Annotated in this window: 4 protein-coding genes and 2 pseudogenes; 2 read left to right on the forward strand and 4 right to left on the reverse strand. The window is 66.1% G+C overall.

Annotated elements, in window-relative coordinates; translation table 11 throughout:
- Both IG78_RS0140760 and IG78_RS52505 read right to left on the reverse strand, forming a co-directional pair.
- Positions 1-846, reverse strand: an 846-nt coding sequence (locus tag IG78_RS0140760; RefSeq protein ID WP_030574734.1) for a radical SAM protein, incomplete at its 3' end; no start/stop codon positions are given.
- A gap of 546 nt (positions 847-1,392) precedes the next feature.
- Positions 1,393-1,605 carry a hypothetical protein gene (locus IG78_RS52505; protein WP_030574737.1) on the reverse strand — a complete coding sequence of 71 codons (213 nt, stop codon included), beginning with the start codon at positions 1,603-1,605 and terminating at the stop codon, positions 1,393-1,395.
- Between the two features lie 244 nt (positions 1,606-1,849).
- Here IG78_RS52505 and IG78_RS53000 point away from each other — a divergent pair.
- Positions 1,850-1,976: pseudogene (locus IG78_RS53000) on the forward strand (IS30 family transposase); the annotation flags it as partial.
- A 37-nt stretch (positions 1,977-2,013) separates the two neighbouring features.
- Here the strand turns inward: IG78_RS53000 and IG78_RS0140770 are convergent.
- On the reverse strand, positions 2,014-2,673 hold the full coding sequence (locus tag IG78_RS0140770) for a TetR/AcrR family transcriptional regulator (RefSeq protein WP_030574740.1): 660 nt from the start codon (positions 2,671-2,673) through the stop codon (positions 2,014-2,016).
- 183 nt (positions 2,674-2,856) lie between these two features.
- On the opposite strand from IG78_RS0140770, the gene IG78_RS0140775 reads away from it, so the two are divergent.
- Positions 2,857-3,975, forward strand: a complete 1,119-nt coding sequence (locus tag IG78_RS0140775) for a serine hydrolase domain-containing protein (protein WP_030574743.1) — start codon at positions 2,857-2,859, stop codon at positions 3,973-3,975.
- 417 nt (positions 3,976-4,392) lie between these two features.
- Here IG78_RS0140775 and IG78_RS47315 read toward each other — a convergent pair.
- Positions 4,393-4,524 (reverse strand): annotated as a pseudogene (locus IG78_RS47315) (IS5/IS1182 family transposase); the annotation flags it as partial.

Consider the following 4,524-nt stretch of genomic DNA (forward strand, 5'->3'; position numbering starts at 1 on the left):
CAGACCCGACGCTCCCAGCCGGCAATGCAGTTCGAGGCCCTCCTCGACGGAGGTGCGATGGTGGTCCATGCCGCGGATCGGAACGCAGTGGAACAGGTAGTGTGCCTCGATTCCCATGTAGCGCAGCTCATCAAAGAGCCCGACGAGGGTGTCGAGGCTATCGTTGAGCCCGCGCAGCAGGACCGTCTGGTCGTAGATGCGTGCGCCGGCCTCCTGGAGCGCCGTGTACGCCTCCCTGACCTCGGGAAACAGTTCGCCTTTGTGGTTGATGTGCGTGGCGATCTCGACACGGAACGTGGAACGGCGTCGCAGTGCGTGCTGCATACGGGCATCGACCCGACGCGGGTCCTGGAGGGGCACCCGGGTAGCGATGCGCACGATCTCGACCTGGGGTGCGTGTTCTTCCAGCGCGTCCAGCAGCCATTCGATCCGGTCGACCAGGATCAGCGGGTCACCACCGGTTACGAGCACTTCACGAACATCCTGGTTCTCCGGAGCCGTCCCGCAGTAGCGGGCAATGAGTTCCAGATCCTCACGAGAGAGCGTGGCGGTGTCGTACTGCCCGCGGATGCACCAGCGGCAGTGGGCGGCACAGATCGTTGTGGGCTCGACCAGCAGAGTCCGCCGGTACAACTTCTCGACGCCACGCACTTCACGCCCCTCGAAGAGGGTGCTCATCTCCGACTGGTAGTGACGGGCGACCTCGAAGGTCTGTTCAACAGCCTCAGAAGGGTCAACGGCGTACTGGATGTCGAGGAAGGGGAGCGCCCCACCGGCTTCCTCGATCTTCTTGCGTAAGTACGGGGAGATCTTCTCGGCGAAGACTCCGTTCTTGGCTCCGGCCATGGCTGTAGGGCCTGCCCTCTCAGGATCGCTGAACGGGAAATGGCGCCTCGCCGTTGGTCAAGGGCAAGACGTGCAGGACCACTGAACCGGTTTGGCGGCCGGTTCGGCAGTCTGACGGCGCGTCAACACCCCTGCATTAGCAGGGTGATGACAGGAAGTTACCGGCGGCCAATCAGAACACATGTCCAGTTCATCGAATATGACGTAGATCACGTTTCGTAGCATTGAGGAGTTGAGTGGAAGCAATAAGTGAACGAGTGAGGGCGTTCAGGCTGCCCAGACTCGGTTAGCCGTCCGGCCGGCAGGCCAGTAGCCACCTCACCGTCACTTGCACGGGTTTAATTCTGCCCCGACTTGACGCCGCGACCGCGCTGTTCAGAGCCGATTTGGCGTCAACACAGGTTCTCGCAAGGCATCTTGAGAGATCGAACGGTACGCATTTACCCGATTACTCTGTGCGCTCACTCCATCGGTGCAATGAGGAATCGGTATGATGACGCGCCGGACTGGGAAGCCACCGCTTGACGACCCGCCCCGACGAGATCCCTACAGCATGTCGGGCTCGGCGTCGACGTACCCGAACGCGTGGGCCATGTGCACCAGGGCCTCCCGTAGCAGGCGCTGCCGCTCGGCCCTGTCCATGGCCGGCGCTGCGGTGATGGTGACGGCCAGCTTCGGCCTGGGGCCGTTGTCGTTCGGACCGAGGGACCCCAGGTGGGCGAGCTGGTCCGCGGGCAGACGGTGGGACGTGTAGGACACGGGATGGCCGCCGTGGGCGTGTGCCGGACAGCGGCGGGCACCGGTGCCCGCATGCCCTGCGAGGAGAAGGGGCCCGCCCGGTGCCAGGAGCGGTAGTGGCGCGGAGGACGTTGGTGACCTTGCCGGGCACGTCGAGGGTGACGGGCGGGTTCGGGGCCAGGCTGCCTTCGTCGGCTGCGACGTGCTCGGGCATGATATCGGCGACGGCCATGCGGATGGCCCCGCGGCTGACGCCGTGTTTGCGGGCCAAGCCGACTTGGACGCCATCGCCCACGAGCTCAACCACCGTCCGCGCAAAACCCCACGGCTGCCGCACTCCGGCAGAGGTCTACGCTGACCTCCTGAACCGCGGTGATGTGCCGACCGCTTGAGCTCGCCATCGTTTGCCGACACTCCCGAGCCGGTCGACTAGCTCAGGCAGATTGCGGCCTCGATGTTGGCCAGTTGGGCGGCGAGGATCTCTTCGAACGCGGCGCGGCGATCCACCCCGAGTGGGCGGACGTCGCGGGCGAAGTGGGTCAGGGCAGGGAAGCGTTCGGGGTCGGCGCCGAGTACCGCGACGCGGAACAGCTCCATGCCCTGTTCGTACTCTTCCGGGGTGATGGTGCTGACTCCGGCCTCGGAGGCGATCAACGCGGCGATGAGGACCGCGAGTCGGTGGTAGCGCGCCGGGATCTCCTCGTCGGGCAGTCCCGACACGCGCAGGGCCTGCAGCACCTCTTCCATGACCAGTCGGGAACCGGCGCCGCCTGACGCGTAGCGTCCCCAGACCGCGGCGAGCTGGGGCTGCTGGCCGAACGCCTCTCTCACGCGCAGGGCCAGGGCGGTGATGCGCTGCTTCCAGTCGCCCTCGGCGCGGTAGCCGTCCATGGAGGCCAGCAGGATCCGGTCGGCGACTGCGCGCAGCAGTTCTGTCTTGCTGCGGAAGTGCCGGTAGAGGCTGGAGGAATCGGTCCCAAGGGTCGCGGCGAGCTTGCGCACGCTGAACGACTCTGTGTCGCTCGTGCGCAGCAACTCCGCTGCCGCATCCAGGATTTCCTCGGTCGACCAACGCCTTCGACCTGCCATTTCGCCCCTCTCGTTGGGCTCAGCCTAACCTATGCACGCGGCGTGCACGCACCGCGTGCATAATGAGGACATGAGTGCGCCGAGCAACCCGGCAGAGGCGGGCCGACGTGCCACACGTGCCCTGTTACCGGGTCGGGCGACCGACGTGGAGCTCACCTTGAGCAATGCGAAAGGACGCATGTCGTGAGGAACTCACTGGATTCCGCGGAGCTGAACGCCGCCATCGAGAACGTCCACCGCGCCGGGATGCCCGGCTTGCTTGCCGAGGTGCGAGACGGCGACCAAGTCTGGCGCGGCGCCGCCGGGGTCGCCGATGTTGTCACCGGCCGCCCTGTCACCGCCGACATGCGGCACCGTGTCGGCAGCATCACCAAGACCTTCACCGCCGCAGCGGTTTTGCGGCAGGTGGAGAGCGGTCAGATCGGTCTCGACACGCCGATCGGCCGGTACCTTCCAAAGCTGGTTCCCGGAGAACGCGGTGACGCGATAACGGTCCGGATGCTGATCAACCACACCAGCGGCCTCGCCGAGTATCTCCCGTACGCCTACCCCTCCCTCAAGGCGCTTCCCGCCTTGGCGGACACCCAGCCCCAGAGCCTGGACGACCACCGGCTTACACGGTTCGACCCCGCCGAACTGATCGAGATGGGGGTCACCGCATCTGCCGCCGGCAATCCGGGCGGCGCTCCGGGGGTGTACTCCAACACCAATTACCTGCTCCTCGGCCAGCTCCTGGAACAGGTGACCGGCACTACGGCCGAGCGATACATCACCCAGAACGTCATCGAGCGCGCCGGGCTTCGGGACACCGAGTTCCCCGCCGGACCGTACGTCAACGGGCCGCACTCGCAGCTCTACGAGGCGTGGTTCGGCATGATCGACCCACCGCGCGACTACAGCGTCTACGACATGTCATGGGTGGGGCCGTCGGCCTCGCTGATATCGACCGTCACGGACCTCAACCGCTTCTTCGGCATGCTGCTGGCCGGAGAGATCGTCAGCCCGTTGTCGCTGGCGCAGATGCAACGCACCGTCCCGGTCATCTCCCACGAGGGAAAGACGATCGACTACGGCCTCGGCCTGCTCCCGATGGAGGGTCCCGGGCAGGGCACCTTCTGGGGCCATGGCGGCACGGTCTGGGGTGGCGGAGCGCTGGCCATGGCCCGTGCCGACAGCAAGCGGCAGATGACGGTCGCGGTGAATCTGCAGAGGTGGAACAGACTCGACTCCTCCGGCAAGCCGCAGCCCCATCCCATCGACGACGCGCTTGAGACTCTGTACCGCGTGGCGATGTACGGCTGATCGGGCCGTCTTGCTGAATCCGTTGGCTGCTCCCATTCCTCTTCGCGCCCCACGATCCGCCGTCGACGTCCACACTCCGGGCACGGTGACAGCCGCTCCTCCGCTACAGCCTCTACGAGGGTCGGTCGGCCGAGGCCGGGACCTCGGGCCGCCTGACGCGTTCGGAGCGGGACGTGTGCATCGGCAGCGATCACCCACGGCGTGTCCAGGTCGGCGAGCTGGTCCGCGGGCAGACGATAGGACGTGGAGGACACGGGATGGCCGCCGCAGGCGTGCTGGACGGCGGCGGGCGCCGGTGCCCGCGCGGCCTGCGAGGAGAAGGGGCCCGCCCGGTGCCAGGAGCGGTAGAACTCGTCAAACAGAGCCGGAAGTAGCTCCGGAGAAGTCTCAGTTCGACCTAGAGATCGTCTTCAAAGGTCAGATCCAGAGCAGGATTGAGGCGATCGTAAGGGCGGCTTGGTAGGACTCACGGGTCTTGTCATAGCGAGTGGCCAGGCCGCGCCACTGCTTGAGACGGTTGAAGCAGCGCTCAACGACGTTGCGGTGGCG

It is taken from the genome of Streptomyces aureocirculatus (assembly GCF_000720475.1).
GTDB classification, from domain to species: domain Bacteria; phylum Actinomycetota; class Actinomycetes; order Streptomycetales; family Streptomycetaceae; genus Streptomyces; species Streptomyces aureocirculatus.

Excerpts from the sequence above, each read along its gene's own strand:
- IG78_RS0140770 (WP_030574740.1), bottom strand. The coding sequence starts at position 2,673 with ATGGCAGGTCGAAGGCGTTGGTCGACCGAGGAAATCCTGGATGCGGCA.